This is a genomic window from Leptospira meyeri (assembly GCF_004368965.1).
Lineage (GTDB): Bacteria > Spirochaetota > Leptospiria > Leptospirales > Leptospiraceae > Leptospira_A > Leptospira_A meyeri.
Genome location: NZ_SORO01000003.1, coordinates 130,495 through 145,460, shown reverse-complemented (window position 1 = coordinate 145,460; position 14,966 = coordinate 130,495). Strand labels below are relative to the sequence as shown.

At 38.0% G+C, this 14,966-nt stretch carries 14 protein-coding genes and 1 tRNA gene; 7 read left to right on the top strand and 8 right to left on the bottom strand.

Going from position 1 to position 14,966, the window contains the following annotated elements; genetic code table 11:
- Positions 1 to 3: 3 nt before the first annotated feature.
- From scpB to CLV96_RS16740, 5 genes are read left to right on the top strand one after another with little or no spacing between them, the layout of a single operon-like run.
- Positions 4 to 633, top strand: a complete 630-nt coding sequence (scpB, locus tag CLV96_RS16760; RefSeq protein WP_004785571.1) for an SMC-Scp complex subunit ScpB — start codon at positions 4 to 6, stop codon at positions 631 to 633.
- Positions 634 to 1,725: a prephenate dehydratase gene (gene pheA / locus CLV96_RS16755; RefSeq protein WP_004787692.1), complete on the top strand. Its 1,092-nt coding sequence runs from the start codon at positions 634 to 636 to the stop codon at positions 1,723 to 1,725.
- Positions 1,722 to 2,615: a prephenate dehydrogenase gene (locus tag CLV96_RS16750; protein WP_004787025.1), complete on the top strand. Its 894-nt coding sequence runs from the start codon at positions 1,722 to 1,724 to the stop codon at positions 2,613 to 2,615. The genes pheA and CLV96_RS16750 overlap by 4 nt, the downstream gene beginning before the upstream one ends.
- The gene (locus CLV96_RS16745; RefSeq protein ID WP_004785661.1) at positions 2,612 to 3,769 is read left to right on the top strand and encodes a DUF1343 domain-containing protein; all 1,158 of its coding nucleotides are present in this window, start codon (positions 2,612 to 2,614) and stop codon (positions 3,767 to 3,769) included. Before CLV96_RS16750 ends, CLV96_RS16745 begins: the two co-directional genes overlap by 4 nt.
- A gap of 54 nt (positions 3,770 to 3,823) precedes the next feature.
- Positions 3,824 to 4,414, top strand: coding sequence for a LemA family protein (locus CLV96_RS16740; protein ID WP_004786769.1), 591 nt, complete (start codon positions 3,824 to 3,826; stop codon positions 4,412 to 4,414).
- Between the two features lie 137 nt (positions 4,415 to 4,551).
- Here CLV96_RS16740 and CLV96_RS16735 read toward each other — a convergent pair whose 3' ends face one another.
- The 7 genes from CLV96_RS16735 to CLV96_RS16705 all read right to left on the bottom strand — a co-directional run bounded on the left by CLV96_RS16735 (position 4,552) and on the right by CLV96_RS16705 (position 11,056).
- On the bottom strand, positions 4,552 to 5,982 hold the full coding sequence (locus CLV96_RS16735; RefSeq protein WP_004787263.1) for an MBOAT family O-acyltransferase: 1,431 nt from the start codon (positions 5,980 to 5,982) through the stop codon (positions 4,552 to 4,554).
- Between the two features lies 1 nt (position 5,983).
- Positions 5,984 to 7,222: an LA_2490 family SGNH/GDSL-type esterase gene (locus CLV96_RS16730; protein ID WP_004784481.1), complete on the bottom strand. Its 1,239-nt coding sequence runs from the start codon at positions 7,220 to 7,222 to the stop codon at positions 5,984 to 5,986.
- A 42-nt stretch (positions 7,223 to 7,264) separates the two neighbouring features.
- Complete coding sequence (locus CLV96_RS16725; protein ID WP_243836526.1) at positions 7,265 to 8,215, bottom strand: LA_2486 family SGNH/GDSL-type esterase; 951 nt, start codon at positions 8,213 to 8,215, stop codon at positions 7,265 to 7,267.
- Positions 8,199 to 8,879, bottom strand: coding sequence for a DUF6989 domain-containing protein (locus CLV96_RS16720; RefSeq protein ID WP_004786102.1), 681 nt, complete (start codon positions 8,877 to 8,879; stop codon positions 8,199 to 8,201). The genes CLV96_RS16725 and CLV96_RS16720 overlap by 17 nt, the downstream gene beginning before the upstream one ends.
- A 96-nt stretch (positions 8,880 to 8,975) precedes the next feature.
- Positions 8,976 to 9,052, bottom strand: a tRNA-Val gene (locus CLV96_RS16715).
- A 14-nt stretch (positions 9,053 to 9,066) separates the two neighbouring features.
- Positions 9,067 to 10,350, bottom strand: a complete 1,284-nt coding sequence (locus CLV96_RS16710; RefSeq protein ID WP_004787676.1) for an ATP-dependent helicase — start codon at positions 10,348 to 10,350, stop codon at positions 9,067 to 9,069.
- A gap of 46 nt (positions 10,351 to 10,396) precedes the next feature.
- Positions 10,397 to 11,056: a class I SAM-dependent methyltransferase gene (locus CLV96_RS16705; RefSeq protein ID WP_004786595.1), complete on the bottom strand. Its 660-nt coding sequence runs from the start codon at positions 11,054 to 11,056 to the stop codon at positions 10,397 to 10,399.
- An 80-nt stretch (positions 11,057 to 11,136) separates the two neighbouring features.
- On the opposite strand from CLV96_RS16705, the gene CLV96_RS16700 reads away from it, so the two are divergent.
- Together CLV96_RS16700 and CLV96_RS16695 are read left to right on the top strand one after the other, a co-directional pair.
- The gene (locus tag CLV96_RS16700) at positions 11,137 to 12,822 is read left to right on the top strand and encodes a tetratricopeptide repeat protein (protein ID WP_243836525.1); all 1,686 of its coding nucleotides are present in this window, start codon (positions 11,137 to 11,139) and stop codon (positions 12,820 to 12,822) included.
- Entirely contained in the window at positions 12,819 to 13,988 is a 1,170-nt protein-coding gene (locus CLV96_RS16695) for a tetratricopeptide repeat protein (RefSeq protein WP_004786278.1), read from the top strand. Before CLV96_RS16700 ends, CLV96_RS16695 begins: the two co-directional genes overlap by 4 nt.
- Here CLV96_RS16695 and CLV96_RS16690 read toward each other — a convergent pair.
- Positions 13,985 to 14,959, bottom strand: a complete 975-nt coding sequence (locus CLV96_RS16690) for an alkaline phosphatase family protein (RefSeq protein ID WP_040917046.1) — start codon at positions 14,957 to 14,959, stop codon at positions 13,985 to 13,987. The two genes, CLV96_RS16695 and CLV96_RS16690, sit on opposite strands and share 4 nt — an antisense overlap.
- Positions 14,960 to 14,966: the final 7 nt, after the last annotated feature.

The following is a 14,966-nucleotide window of genomic DNA, read 5'->3' as shown; positions in this document are numbered from 1 at the left end:
CATTTGGAAGAAAGAACTTATACTAAGGGCCTTCTTGAGGCACTTCTTTTTTTATCTTCAGATCCAATCAAATTGTCTGCACTTGCCAAATCTTGCGGGATCGAAAAAACAAAAGCCCGGGAACTCCTCGACGAACTAATCTTAGACTACCAAGAAAAAGAAGGCGGTTTTTTACTGAGAGAAATCGCCGGTGGTTACCAGTTTATCACCAACCAAAAATATAGCGAAATATTAGCTCATATCTTTAAAGATAAAAAAAGAGAAACTCTCTCTCGCGGGACTTTGGATACTCTTGCCATCATTGCTTACAAACAACCAATTACACTGACAGAACTGGATGAAATCCGCGGTGTGTCTTCTCGCGCTATGGTAGCAAGTCTTATGTCTAAAAAACTAGTGAAAGCTGTAGGACAAAAGGAAGTTCCTGGTCGACCCACTTTGTACGGAACTACCAACGAATTTTTGTTACACTTTGGTCTTAGCAAACTCACCGATCTTCCTACACCTGTGGAAGTGAAAGAACTCAAATTTGAAGAATTCACACCAGAGTCTATCATTGTGACTGATGAAACAGAAATGAATCCTGATTTTGATACAAGCACACTACCGGAAGAATTACAAGAAGGGTCTTAAATGAGCAGTGCAGAAGAAGAACTAAAAAAACTCCGTGCTGGTATCGATTCATTAGACACTGAAATCATAGCTCTCATTCAAAAACGTGCTGGTTTTGCACAAGAGATTGGCCGTGTCAAAAAAGAATCTGGTGGGCCCATTTACCGCCCGGATCGTGAAAAAGATGTATATGAAAAAGTAACGAAACTATCCGGTGGTCCACTTCCCGCTTCCGTGATTCGTGCTATCTACAGGGAGATGATGTCAGGAACCATTGCCTTGGAACACCCGTTAAAGATTGGTTTTTTAGGCCCAGAAGGAAGTTTTTCTCATTCTGCTTTACGTGCCAAATTTGGAACATCCATTGAAGCGGTTCCGCAAACTTCGATCCCTGATGTGTTTCGGATGGTAGAGGAAGGAAAGTTGGATTACGGAGTGGTTCCTGTAGAAAATTCCACAGAAGGCCAAGTCAGTTCCACCTTGGATATGTTTTTAGAAACAGATCTTTTCGTTTATTCTGAGTTATACCAAAGAATTTCTTTTTCTCTACTCGGATTTGAAACAGACCTTTCTCTTGTGAAAAAAATCTATGGAATTCGAATTGGAAACGAACAATGCCGCAATTGGATTTCTGCTAACCTTCCAAGTGTGGAGGTTGTGGATACATCCTCCACAGCTATGGCGGCAAAATTAGTTTCTGAGAGAAAAGACGGCCTTGCGATTGCATCCAAAATTGCTGGTGAAATTTATCATTTAAATGTAATTGCTGAAGGGATTGAAGATTATTCGGGAAATACAACCAGGTTTTTGGTCATTGGAAAAACAGAATCACCAAAAACGAAAGAAGATAAAACATCCATAGTATTTTCTATTCCGAACCAAACGGGTTCTTTGTTTGCTATTTTAAAAACTTTTAATGATGCTTCGGTCAACTTAACAAAAATTGAATCAAGACCGTTAAAACGAAACTTATGGGAATATCATTTTTTCGTTGATTTTATTGGTCACAAAGAAGAGCCAAAAATTGCGGAGCTTTTAGAAAAAGTAAAGTCACAATGTACTTTGTTTAAACTTTTAGGTTCCTACCCAACTGCCGGATCTTTTCCTACATGAATCTATCCAGAGTTTTGATTTATGGAATGGGTCTTATGGGCGGATCCCTTGCACTCTCGATTCGTCAGAAATTTCCAAGTACAGAAATTTCAGCGGTGGTTCGTTCTGAAAAAAGTAAATCCACGATTTTGAACAAACAACTTGCGAATTTTGTTTTTTTGCAGAATGAATTTCTTACACCTAATTGGTCTAACTATGATTTGGTGGTTTTTAGTACACCTGTTGAATCTATTTTGAAAATCATTCCAACTCTTCCAAAATCGGGAGATACAATCTATATCGATTTAGGATCTACTAAAGAAACAATTGTATCTGCAGTGGAATCCTATTTTGGAGACTTGGCTCATAATTATATTTCTACCCATCCTATGTGCGGGTCTGAGCAGGTTGGCCCAGAAGCAGCCATCGAAGATTTATATGTTGATAAACTTTGTATTTTAACTTCACCTAAATCTGCATCAAATACCAGTTTGGAATGGGTTCGTTCATTTTGGGAAAAAATAGGTTCCTGGACTTTGGAAATGGACTCCAAATCACATGATGAAACATTGGCATACCTTTCTCATCTTCCTCATGTTATCTCTACCTTACTTGTCAATGTAGCTGGATCAAATTCTACAACCAAAAAAGAAATTTTGGAATCTCCTAAACCAATTACTGGGGGTGGGTTTCGTGATATGTCAAGGATTGCAGGATCCAATCCGGATATGTGGATTTCAATCTTTAAAGAAAATCAAGTGTTTTTATGCCAGTCGATTGATGATTTGATTCAACAATTATTAGAGTTTCGAAATCTTTTTGGATCCAATGGTTCTTTTGATGAAACCCAAATTCGAAAAATATGGGAATTGGCAATGGTGAACAAAGAAGAAATCCGTAAACTCAAATGAAATTTTTAAAAAACATAACTAAGTTAAGCGGCTGTAAGGCGGCCATTCTCACCAACCAAAGTGCTTTTGGTCATCAAGGGAAGTACCATTTTCAAACTTATTCTGAAATTTTTGATCTAAAAACTATATTTTTGCCAGAACACGGACTCTTTGCTGAGTTACAAGACCAAGTAAGTGGGGATGAACTAAAGTACCTTTTTGGAAATATGCAGATTGTCAATCTGTATGGAAAGGAAGAATCAAGTTTAGTTCCACCACGAGAAAGTTTAATCAATGTGGATGTGATCATCATTGATATAAAAGATGTTGGTTCCAGGTATTATACGTTTTTAACAACAGCTTATTATATTTTATGCGAAATTTCGCGCATAAAACAGGAAACAGGAAAGGCTCCTCTTTTTTTAGTGATCGATTCTCCAAACCCCATCGGTAATAAAGTCGAAGGAACACCTCTCCAAAAAGAATTCGAATCTTTTGTCGGTGTCACTTCGGTTTTGCATAGGCATGGTTTGACTCCAGGCGGATTGTTATCATATTATAATGAAACTTTTCAATTAAAAGTGGATGTAATTGTTGTACCTGTTGGTGTGTTTCATCCAAAATCTATATCAAGTTTTGAATGGGTTCCTCCTTCACCGAATATACCAACACAAAACACTTGTTTTGTGTATCCAGGAATGTGCCTTTTGGAAGGAACTAATTTGTCGGAAGGAAGAGGAACAACCAAACCTTTTGAAACATTTGGAGCTCCTTATTTAGTCGGTAAGGTGAAGGAAGAGTTGGACAAGCGGATGGTCTCCCATCAATCAGGAAATTATATTTTACGTAATTTACGTTTTTTACCTACATTTCATAAGTATGCCGGTTCCATTTGTGAAGGTTACCAACTCATGGTATTAAAACCTAAACAATTTCATTCTCTTTATTTTGTTTTATACTTTTTGAGACAAATGTTAGAATTGTTCCCAACAGAATTTGAATATTTAAAAGGAGTCTACGAATTTCGTTCGGATCGCCCTGCGATTGAGCTTCTTGCCGGCGATTCAATTTTATTAGACTATTTGTACGGAAAACGATCGGATTCTGACCTTGAGATGTATTTGAAAGAATCGGAAAGTCGTTGGACGAAACTGATAAAACCGTTTCGATATTAAATTTTTTAACAAAATGGTGTTGCAGACCGACTAATGGTTAGGTATACAATCACCATGACAAGAATGTTTCGAACCATTTTTCTAATTTCCCTTATGGCAACAGTTCTTACCAACTGCGGTTATAACCGTATCCAAGAGTTGGATGAAGAAGTAACTGCTTCTTGGGCAGAAGTTCTCAACCAATACAAAAGAAGATCTGACTTAGTTCCGAATTTGGTTTCTGCCGTGAAAGGATTTGCTAACCAAGAAAAAGACATCATGAAAGGAATTGCGGATGCACGGGCAAAAATTGGTTCTATCCAAGCAACTCCTGAACTTGTAAACAATCCAGAAAGTTTAAAACAATTCGACCAAGCGCAAGGGCAGTTGGGTTCAGCTTTGTCTAGACTTCTAATGATCCAAGAAAATTATCCGCAACTCAAATCGGACCAACACTTTTCTGATTTAATGGCTCAATTGGAAGGAACAGAAAATAGAATCACAGTTGCAAGAAACAGGTTCATCAAAGCAACCAAAGATTATAATGTGTACATTCGTCAATTCCCGGCTGTTCTTACTGCTAAAGCCTTTGGTTACGATGCAAAAGCTACCTTCACTGTGGAAGACCAAAAAGCAATTGAGAATGCTCCGAAAGTTGAATTTTAAGTCGTGACTTGAGATCGATATATTAGGAAATTCAAATAATATGAATACCTAAAATCTAGATAAGAACTCCCTAGATTAAAAACGAATCAATTGATCTGAGATATTAAAAGCCGGTAAAAAATTACCGGCTTTTTGATTTAGAACTGAAAGTAGAGAAAGGGGCTAGATACTGTTACACTGTAGATGATAAATGAAGTGATATAAAGTAAGATACAAGTTGGAATTAGAAAGTATAAATTGTCTGTGATAAAGGCAAATCTGTCTTCGTTTCTATCTTGGAGGATATCGACCATAAATAAAAATCCAACTAAGATCACAAGACTTACACTCATTTGTGGATAAAGTCCATTCGCACCAGTAAACGCACGTTCTAACATTATTTTGGTGATTCCCATACCTGTCGGAACTTCAGGAGTGGCTTTTGCTCGAAAGAAAAAACAAGACAAAACGAATACACCGACGGGATAAAGTGGTTGGATGGACCGAGGTACTCGGTTCCAAGCCTTTCTCATGGTTTCGAATTTAAATACAAACTTTTCCACCACCATCATTGTAGAATGGAGGGTTCCCCAAAATACAAAAGTCCAATCGGCTCCATGCCAAATTCCTGAAACAAAAGTAGTGATAAATAGATTCACATAAGCCATAATCTCACCACGTCTATTTCCACCGAGAGTGATGTACACATAATCACGTAACCAAGAGCTAAAGGAAATATGCCATCGTCTCCAGAGTTCACTGAGAGTTCCTGATAAAAAAGGGCGATCAAAGTTTTTCGGAATATGAAAACCTAGAATCCTCGCAGTTCCAATCGCAATGTCGGAGTATCCTGAAAAATCGCAGTAAATTTGCACGGCAAATAAAAAAGCAGCAATCCACATTGCGATCCAATTGTAATCTGTTGGATTGGCATACATAGGATCGATCACATAAGAAACTGGGTCAGCGATGAAGGTCTTTTTAAAGATTCCCCAAAATAGTTGTTTTAGACCTTGTTTTAGGTTTTCTTTGGTAAAGTCTTTGGAATCTAAAAATTGGTGGAGAACATCACTGGCACGTAAGATGGGACCTGCGACAAGTTGCGGAAAAAAAGCAAGAAATAACCCGAAGTGAAAAATGGACTTCGCTCTTACCACTACACCTTTGTAAACATCCACTGCATAGGATACTGCTTGTAAGGTGAAAAAACTAATCCCCATAGGAAGGAGTATTCCTGATTTTTGTACAAAATCTGGATCACAAGGGGTAAGAGAAAACGTTTGATTCCAAACCGTAATGGAAAAGTCCAAATATTTAAATACAAAAAGTAAACTTAAATTACTCCAGATAGCCACATTCAGCCAAAAGAGTTTTTTTACTTTGGAGGTGGAAAACTCCATATAGTCGACGGCAAGTTTTGTAATGACAAAAGAAAAAACGAGTAAAATTAAAAATGGAATTCGAAAGATCGCATAGAAATACAAACTAACGATAAATAACCAAAGACCTTGAAATCGTTTTGGAATTAAAAAATAAACAAGGATAACAACGGGAGCAAAGATCAAATAGTGAACTGAATTAAATAGCATTTTATTTGTTTCCCTTTAGGGCATCGGCAATCGATTCGGCAGCCCATAAGTTTCCTAGTTTCGTTAGGTGGCCATCACCAGGAATATAATAGTCTTGAATTCCAGCTTTTTTTGTTTTTCCATTTTGTGTGAACTCACGACCGCACATTTTGTCCGTATAGGGAAGGATATCAAGAGTTTGGATCCCTTTTGATTCTAAATACTTTTTTGCTCGAGTGGCATATCCACCAAGTGCATTGTACTTTCCTACCTGCCTACAATACACTTCTTCTATTTGCATCGGAAGGAAAACTGGCACAAACTTGTATCCTTTTTCTTTTGAAAGATTGATCATCAAATCATAGGCTCTGGTTGTTGTTTCCGGTAAGGGTTCCAGTGAATCTGGATCCACTGGCGAATCTGAACATACTACGTTTAGGTTTTGTAGAGGTCTAGGGCAAACGAATTCATCCTTTTCTTCGCATTTTTGTTGTTTGATGGGAAGGATAAATGTTTCTCTTAAGTAAACCATCGGCGAAGATGTTAAAAGATTTGTATCTGCTGAGATAATGTATTTTGTTTGTGAAAATTTTACTTTTGTTTGTTCATAAGCAAGTTTTAGAGCCTGCAAAAGATAGGAAATTCTTGTGAGTTCAAACTGGATTCGGAAGTTTTTTTTCCATACAGGATCATTTTCATGAAGTGCATCGTTTTCATCATCAGGAAGGATCCCTTGAGCCCGTAATTCATTTGGCATCGTAAAATCATTCGGTGAAATAAAAAATAAAACTGTTTGGATATTATCAATTTTACCTGACATATCTTTTAGTCGTTTGTAAGAACCAAGAGATCCATATGCGTCAACGCCTAAATTTAAACTTTGGTAACTCAGTCCGTTTTCTTCTAAACCGCCAAGCCTAGAACAAAATGTATCTTCATCGGAAACACCAAATCCCATAACCAAACTATCCCCAAGACAGACAAGTTTTGGTTTTTTGGGAATGGGCTCTTCTATGCCTCGAAGTCCTAGAGAATTGGTTGTGAACTGTCCTTGCCAGAGATCGGCATAGTGGCGCACAAAACGACTTTCGTTTGGTTCTAAGGTGACTCCATACTCAGGATGGTAGGCATGCAACAATTTGACATCGCGGTAGTAACGTAAAGCAGGCGGATTGGAAAAGCGCAAAATCAATTCCAAAGAAAGTAACGCCAACGGGAAAAATAGGACAATGGCTCCCCATCGTTTCCAGTTTTGAATCATATCCCTCTAAAATTTATACATAGGGCAGAGAATCAAGCATTTCTAAGGCAAATTTAAGAAGTCCTTGGCAATCGTATCGGCAAAAAGTTCTGCGAGTGCGGGCCCTGGATGACCATCAAGCGGAATGTACACTTGTTTTTGTTCTTTAAACAACTCTTCCGTTTTTTTCCTTAGATCGATGGTTTTGACTTTCTGTTTTAGAAAGAAACTTTTTGCTATATCGTAATTTGGATCTTTTGTGTCTGGGGTTCCTTCTCTGGACATTCCCCAACTAAAGAGGATGTTCATTTTTTCTTTAGGGATGAGTCTGTCTGAAAAAAAATCTAATAGGTGAGAATAAGTGATATGGTTTTCTGGATACTTGGTAGGAATTCCGTACGAAGTGTACGAATTTGCCTGGGGAGAGGGTAAGAGATTTCTATACAGATAGGAAATTTGGGACAACCGGTGGTGGACGGGATAAAAGATTCGTTTGAACCCTCTTTTTTCTCGTTCATCATCAATAAAATCAGAGGGATTCCAAATCCAGTAGATCTGACCTGGAAGTTCCTTTGTACGAATGGTCTGTAGAGCTTGTTTCATAAGTTGCAAAACCCCCCTCGTGCCAATGGCATCCACTGCAACCACTCTCACATCTAAATTATATTTCGATTTTAAATAAAATGCAGGTGTTTCTTTTGTTGGTAGACCATATCCCATCGCCATAGAATCGCCAACTAACCAAAGTTTATCATTGTTGGTTTCTTTACCAATGATTCGTTCGCCTAGGAAGTTGGTTTGGATGTCCCAAATTTTTCCATCCCTACGCAAAAACTCTTCATTTACATTCGGACAAAGGCGGATTTCCGTTAATCCATATAAACAGTGAATTTTTTTGTATCTGATTTCTTCGGTATCCGTCTTGAATTGATAACGAAAAAAAACCTCTCCTAGAAATAAAACTAAGAGAGCGAAGATACAAGATATGAATGAGAATTTATAGAATTTTTTCAATGAGAAGGTAAAAGAAAGAAAGGTTTCCAATGTAGAGAATCATTACTAAAAATCCCATTGCAATTTGAAAGATATAAGCAGAATAGGAAAATCCCTGGTAAGCAAGATAAGCAGTAATACCTAAGATCATCTCGGGAACTAACACATAATAGGCTACTTTTCCCCACATCTTCACATTTTGTGGATACCAAGAACCGAGTGCCCACATTGTAGCCTCTGAAGTTCCAAAAATCACTAGAGCCGAGATTCCTACCCATAGACCTGTTCCGATTATGGAAACTGACATTTCTTCTAACTTGATCCCTGTATAAACACAGATAAATAATGGAATGACCCATAGCCCTGCCATATAACCAGAAACAGTTCCTATTTTTAAAAAACCATCTTCTGGAAAAACTAACGTTTGTAAAGCGCTAGAAAGAAACCAATCCGGAAAGACCATAAAAATGGACAAAGGTACCAAAAATTTCCAAATCCGAAAGGGTGTGTGCCACCGAAGTCCCAGTGAGAGTCCAACAAAACTAATATGGAATAGGAGAGTGAGTGAAGCAAGTTTGATCCCGGACGGGCTTTGTGACCAATACAAAACGAATACGGATACAATGCTAAATATCAAAAAATACAAAGCCAAAAGGAATTCTTCTGCTAGGAACTTGGGTTTCATCGCTTTGCACTTTAATGAATCTGAAAGGGGATGCAAGTCGAAACTTAGTTGCGAGGGGTTAAAAAATGATAACGAAACAATTTTCGTTCGTGTTCTTGGTGGGAGATACTGGGTTCGAACCAGTGACCTCTACCATGTCAAGGTAGCGCTCTAACCAACTGAGCTAATCCCCCAAGGTAAAACCACTTCACCAGAGCCGGGCCCACCGTAAAGTACGATTTCGCAATCGGTTCCTGAATGAAAAATCCCCACTCATTTGGTCGGCAAGCCGATCTGGTTTGGTTTTGTCCGGGATTAAAAGTATCAAATTGTCTTTTGCTCTTGAAAGGCCTACGTAAAGAATCCTTCGTTCTTCTGCTTCATCAAATTCGTTTTTATTTTCGCTCCAACCAAGGACAAGATCAAGGATTACGGTTGTGAATTCCAAACCTTTGGCGCTATGGATGGTCATCACTTGTGTCTGAGGAACTCCCGATTGGATCCATTCGTTTTTTCGAAAATTGCTACGAGTGAGAATGATGCTGTTTGGATCTTTTTTTTGCCATAGTTTCCAGATCTCTGATGGTTGTTTTTTTGTTTCTCTGATTCGTTCCACAAGGAAAATTCCTTTTTCCTTTCTAAAAGTTTGTACCTGCTTCGGAATTTTATCTTTATTGTGATGTAGTGGAAGGAGAGAGGATTGGATGATAGAATTCTTTGAACGGTAGTTAGTGGACAGAAAGTATTGGATTACGGAAGGAAAATGTTTTGGGAAATCCAAAAAAGGTTTTGGTGTGGCTCCGCGAAATCCGTAGATGGCTTGCCAATCATCACCAACCACAGTGATGGATTGGAAGTTCATTTTTTTAATGATGAGGAGTTGGACCTCATCAGTGTCTTGGAATTCATCGATGATCAGCGATGTCCATCTTTCTTTGGCTAGGTTTGATGATTCCATATCTAAAAATTTCAGAAAGTCAAAAATCAAATCATCAAATTCAAAGTAATGGTGAATCTCTTTCCATGATCGAAAACTTGTTAAAAAAGATTGGTAACTGGTTTCGGAAAGATGACGAAATTTTTTTCCATTATTTTTGAGAAGAATTGGAAAGGGAATTCCTCCAATTTCAAAACGTTTATCAAAAAGAATTTTCTTTGTGATTTCCCATTTTTTGGATTCACCCAATAGTTTGTAATTTGACCAATTTTTGGATGGATCATATTTTTTTAACACGTGATAACAAAACGAATGAAAGGTGGATATATGGTATTCTTTGGATAAACCTTTTTTTTTACACCTTTCTTTGAATTCGTTTGTTGCTTTTTTGGTAAATGTAACAATCAGAGTGTTTTTGGGAAGAATGGAGTTTTGTTTTTCCCTTTCTTCCAATAAACCAATCATGGTTGCCGTTTTTCCAGAACCTGCTCCAGCAATGACTTGTTTGATAGGAAAATTAGAATGAATGATTTTTTTTTGTTCTTCGCTCCACATAAATGAAGAGAGAAAACTAAAACTTGTTTGGTCCTACTTTTTTTAGTTATTGTTTAAAGACGGCACTGTCTTCATCTTCCTCTTCTTTGAGGTCATAATAACCATAAATAAAATTGGAACTTGCCTTCACTTCCATTCCGTAAAAATGTTCCGATATCCTTCCTGATTTTGTAACTTCTAATTTGTATTCTTCAGCAAGAAATTTCATTTTATCCATTGATATCTTTTCATTGATTTTTGGACCAAAACCAGATTCCGTTTTTGACCAATCGATGATAAAAAGCCTTCCTCCAGCCTTCATGGAACGGATGAGTCCGTCCATCGCCAAACCAGGGTTCGGGAATGTGGATAATGATAAGGATGCAAAAATAATTTCGGGTACAGGAACCCATTCCGGGAGAAGGGGATGGTCTGATTGGTCCATATGAAATGGTGTGAGTTGTTCGATTCCTTCCATTAGTTTACGTCGTAAGACCATATCAATGATCTCTTGTTGGCATTCCGCAGCCCAGATCCAAACATGGGGAAACCATTTTCTAAACTCGTTAAAGTAAAACCCAAGCCCACTCCCAAAGTCAACGAGGTTGTTTAAACCCTTCCAATTGAAAAAGGCATACACATCTTCAGGTGGGCAAACCTCTCTCCTATGGCTCGAAAGTAAATATTCCTGGTAACTTTGTGAACGGTAGTATTCCGTTTCCGACATAATGACAATTCTTACAGAAAAGCTGGGAAAGTACAAACGAAAAATTCAATTCGCAGGTAGTTACCACCGAAAATCTAAGTATGAAGTTCTCGATTCAATTCTGGATGGCTCTATTGCTAATGTCTCAATTCCCTGTTTGGGCAGATTCTGGATTTGAGGAGAGTCGGTATCCGACGATTGCCAAAGCAATCCACGCAAGTATCCTTCCCGATAAAAAATCGATTCGTTTGGATTGGGACCCACCCAAACAGGAAGGGGAAATCATCGTAGCTCGTTCCACGGTTATGATTGATAGCCCTGAAAAACTTTATATTGCAGATTCTCTAGGCAGATACAAAGCATCAGGAGCAAATGCAACACGTGTTTATTTTGATTATAATTTAAAACCAGGCACTTATTACTATGCAATTGTCATGGTAACGGATGTTCGCCGTAGAGAAGTAAAACTTTTTTCAAACCAAAACTATACGGTGGTTCCCGTCCATATTGAAGAAGAGAATGGAACACCAGTTGTCGGACAAAATCCAGATTTTCCTGCCTTTCCAGCGGATGCAGGGATCCAATCCATGGTAGGTGGGGTGTCAGGAATTACTGCGAATATTGAAAGAAAGTTTGTGCGTTTGAATTGGACACCACCAAACGGTGCGACTGCGGGACGAACAATGTATACCGTTTATCGGTCTAACTCACCTTTGACTAGTTTGCCCTTGATGCAAAAGGCGGAAAAATTAGCAGAACTCACTCATCCAGTAAATTCATTTTTAGATCAAGATTTGGATAAATCACAAACTCTTTATTACGGCGTCTCTGTGAAACAAGTTGGTGGCGAAGAAACTCTTCCTTTGGAGGATAAAAAATCCACCTTACGGGTGTTTTATATTAAGCAGACTGAAAAAAATAATGCAGAGGTCATTGTAGAAGAATCACCTAAAAAACCAAAACCTGAAGTGGCATCCAATGAACCAAGAGCCGATCTCGGAGGTGCCATGCATGTTAGAGGACTTGGTTACGAACGTGTGGGCAAAGGAGCCGTGATTAGTTGGCTTAGCCCTGAAGCAGCTGATGAAACAACAGTTTACAGTTTATACGCATCAGTGAAACCTTTAAATCAGGGAACTTCTTCTTTTGGCCAAGGATCAGTGGTAAAGGTGGCAACAGTTCTACACCCAAAAACCAATTTTTTTATCAAAGAACTGAAAGAAATTGATGAATTGTATTTTGGTGTGACAGCCAAATCAAATGGAATTCCAGAAGATTATAATTTAAAAGAAAACGTATCTTATTTTAAATACAATTTTTCCAAGGATATTCTTCCACAAGAAGAACCAAATGTGGTTGCTGAGTCGCATCCAAAAAAAGAACCAGAAAAAACAGAAAATTATAAAAATGAACATGCAGTAACTCCAACCGATACATTGTCACCGAAAGAAACCGCAGAATCAGTCAATGATTTGAGGGAAGAGCCTTCGGCGACCGTAAATTATGATTTAGGACAAACCGATTTAAATCGAATCATTAAAGAAACAGTCATTAGAAAAAAATATGAGACAGCCGTATATCGGTTGGAAGAATATTTAAAATATGAAACCAATACTTACTTACGAGGGAAGGCTATGTTTTTTCTTGGAGTGAGTGCATTAAAAACAGGTGATACCAAAAAAGCTTTAAAATGTTTTTTGAAACGGGAAACTAAATCCTATTCACCAACTCGAGTGGAATTTTGGACGAATCAAACCCTAAGTCAAGCGGGTAGAGGAAATTTATGAATCGAATCATAGTAACTTTAACTGGTTTTTTATTTATAGTTGCAGGTCTTTCTACTGCATACTACCAAACAAATATTTCAGCTAAAGAAGATAAATCACAAGCCATTTTGGAAAAAATTGCGGAAGGAGAAGAATACTTAAAACAATCTAATCCGCAGAGTAAAGAGCGAGCAATTGCCATCTTTTCCGAGTTAGCTGGAAAGAAAGGGTTAGAAAAGTATGAATTCCAAATTAAATACAACCAAGCAAGAGCCTTAGAGAAAAACTCTGATTTTTATCCTGCGCTTGATATTTATAAAGATCTAAAAAAGAATTCCAATCTGAAGGCTGATGAAAAAGAAAAACTAAGTTATTCTCTTGGGAACCTACTATTAAAAGTTGGAAATGAATCGGAAGGCAAGGCCCATTTGGAATCCGTTTTGCAATTGAGTTCGGATAACAAACTTAGATCTAAATCATTTCTTTCCCTTGGGGATTTTTATTATAGAACAGGGCAATTTGAAACTGCTCGTAAAAACTATACATTAGCTCTTCAAGAAGATCCTAACAATACAGAATCAAGAATTGGTTGGGGTAGGTCACTTCGCAAACTTGGAAAAGACTGGGCTTCATTTGACGTATTTGATGAATACATTGAAACTGCTGACCAATTGGCTGGTGCCGATGAAAAAGTGGTCGGGGAATATAAGGACTCAGTATTAAAAGACGCAAAAGATAATTACACCAAAAAACAATATGGAAAGGCGATCGAACTTTTCCAAAAAGTAATCAGTGTGAATCCAACCCCAAAAAAAGAGGAGGAAGCATTATACTATATTGCTCTTTCCTATGATGCGATGGGAAAACAAGTAGAATCTCTGACTTATATAAATAAGGTACTAAATAACAGCGATTATTCGCTCGACCAAGCAGCTTTATACAAAAAAGGAACTATTTATTTCAGACAAGGTAAGTTTGAAAAAGCAGCAGGAATCTTTCAAACAATTGTAGATAAATACCCTAAAAACCAGATTACCGACAAGGCGATTGCATGGAAAAAAGAATCACTCGATCAGTTTACCGACCACAATGATCTTGATGATTCAGATGTATCGTCTGATTCAAATTCATCTAAACCAAGTTCGTTGTCAAATCGACCTGAATCTGGAAATGATTTAGAGTTTTAGTCGGATTCAATTAGAAATTCATTCGTTTTGGTATTGTGAATGGCTTCTTCCATTCCGAAAGTTTTGTAAATTTCCGGGACAATATCCGCAAGCGAATGTATATTTTCTGCGAAGCGGTCAGCATCCTTTCCATATAGGATGGTGGCCGCCGGGTTTTCCGTATGGTTTTTTTGACTTAAATCTTCCATATTTCCATGATCACTTGAAACAATGAGTAGGTCCTTTTTTGGATCTAAACTTTCCAATATCCCACGAAAAAAATTTTCTAAGTTTTGGATTACATGTTCTGCCTTTTCCCAATCCATTGCATGACCTACTTTATCTGTCAGAAAATATTCATACAAAGCCAATTGGTAGTGGGCAAAACGAGAAAGAGATTTTTTGCCGAGTTCGTACGGATCTCTTCTGTTGAGTAGAGGATCTCCTGGTTTTAACATTTCAATCCCAAGAGTTCCCATGATCTCATGGGTTAAATCCATGTATAAACCTCTTTCATTCGAGAGGTCATCAAAGTTTTTTAAAGGCCGACCACTTGCCAACTGGACTAAGGTAGAGGCAGAAACTAGTTTGGGTTTTTCCTCTACGTGTTTGAGGTAGGGGGGAGAAAAACAATTTAGAAAATCGCTTAACTTTCCATTTTCATTTAATACTTTGATGAGTGAATATTTCGAAATGATTTTGCGAAGGGTGATGGTCGGAAACCCACTCACATGTCGACCAAGAACTTTAGGACCAGGGATTCCAGTCCAAAGTGCTGTTTGGCCAGTGGCAGATTGGGGAAGGCCAGAAACACCCATATGCGCATCGGTTTTGACATAATGGATTTGGGAAGGCGAAACTGGTAAATCGGCATCTGACTTTGGAATTCCTCCCACAGGTGCTAAAAATCCTTTGGCAAATCGGCTAAAAGGGTTGGATTTGGGGTCGTAGTCTGCGATGCCCACTCCGTCCAAAAATACATAAAAAATCATTCCTTTC

Coding starts and splice junctions, on each gene's coding strand:
- pheA (WP_004787692.1), top strand. CDS start 634: ATGAGCAGTGCAGAAGAAGAACTAAAAAAACTCCGTGCTGGTATCGAT.
- CLV96_RS16750 (WP_004787025.1), top strand. CDS start 1,722: ATGAATCTATCCAGAGTTTTGATTTATGGAATGGGTCTTATGGGCGGA.
- CLV96_RS16745 (WP_004785661.1), top strand. CDS start 2,612: ATGAAATTTTTAAAAAACATAACTAAGTTAAGCGGCTGTAAGGCGGCC.
- CLV96_RS16740 (WP_004786769.1), top strand. CDS start 3,824: ATGACAAGAATGTTTCGAACCATTTTTCTAATTTCCCTTATGGCAACA.
- CLV96_RS16735 (WP_004787263.1), bottom strand. CDS start 5,982: ATGCTATTTAATTCAGTTCACTATTTGATCTTTGCTCCCGTTGTTATC.
- CLV96_RS16730 (WP_004784481.1), bottom strand. CDS start 7,222: ATGATTCAAAACTGGAAACGATGGGGAGCCATTGTCCTATTTTTCCCG.
- CLV96_RS16720 (WP_004786102.1), bottom strand. CDS start 8,879: ATGAAACCCAAGTTCCTAGCAGAAGAATTCCTTTTGGCTTTGTATTTT.
- CLV96_RS16710 (WP_004787676.1), bottom strand. CDS start 10,350: ATGTGGAGCGAAGAACAAAAAAAAATCATTCATTCTAATTTTCCTATC.
- CLV96_RS16705 (WP_004786595.1), bottom strand. CDS start 11,056: ATGTCGGAAACGGAATACTACCGTTCACAAAGTTACCAGGAATATTTA.
- CLV96_RS16700 (WP_243836525.1), top strand. CDS start 11,137: ATGAAGTTCTCGATTCAATTCTGGATGGCTCTATTGCTAATGTCTCAA.
- CLV96_RS16695 (WP_004786278.1), top strand. CDS start 12,819: ATGAATCGAATCATAGTAACTTTAACTGGTTTTTTATTTATAGTTGCA.
- CLV96_RS16690 (WP_040917046.1), bottom strand. CDS start 14,959: ATGATTTTTTATGTATTTTTGGACGGAGTGGGCATCGCAGACTACGAC.